The organism is Paenibacillus montaniterrae (assembly GCF_018403185.1).
In the GTDB taxonomy this organism is placed as follows: domain Bacteria; phylum Bacillota; class Bacilli; order Paenibacillales; family Paenibacillaceae; genus Pristimantibacillus; species Pristimantibacillus montaniterrae.
Window position 1 is genome coordinate 1 of sequence record NZ_BOSE01000048.1, and the last position, 289, is coordinate 289.

General features: G+C 50.9%; 2 rRNA genes. Both read right to left on the minus strand.

Annotated features, from left to right (window positions below):
• A 5S ribosomal RNA gene (gene rrf, locus KJS52_RS27095) occupies positions 1-88 on the minus strand; the annotation flags it as partial.
• A 111-nt stretch (positions 89-199) separates the two neighbouring features.
• Positions 200-289: ribosomal RNA gene (locus tag KJS52_RS27100) — 23S ribosomal RNA — on the minus strand; the annotation flags it as partial.

Genomic DNA, 289 nt, shown 5'->3' on the forward strand with positions numbered 1-289 from the left:
CTGCGGTCCAAGTACCATCGGCGCTGAAAGGCTTAACGGTCGTGTTCGAGATGGGTACGCGTGGTTCCCTTTCGCCATTACCACCAAACGTTGCGGGCTTGCACCCTCAAAACTGGATATGAAAGCTTGATTCATCGTGCGATCGATGGTTAGAAGTTGTTACGCTTCTATGATTTTTCCCGATATTCTCGGGTACATTTAGGATAAGCCCTCGACCGATTAGTACTGGTCAGCTCCATGCATTGCTGCACTTCCACCCCCAGCCTATCAACCTCGTCGTCTTCAAGGG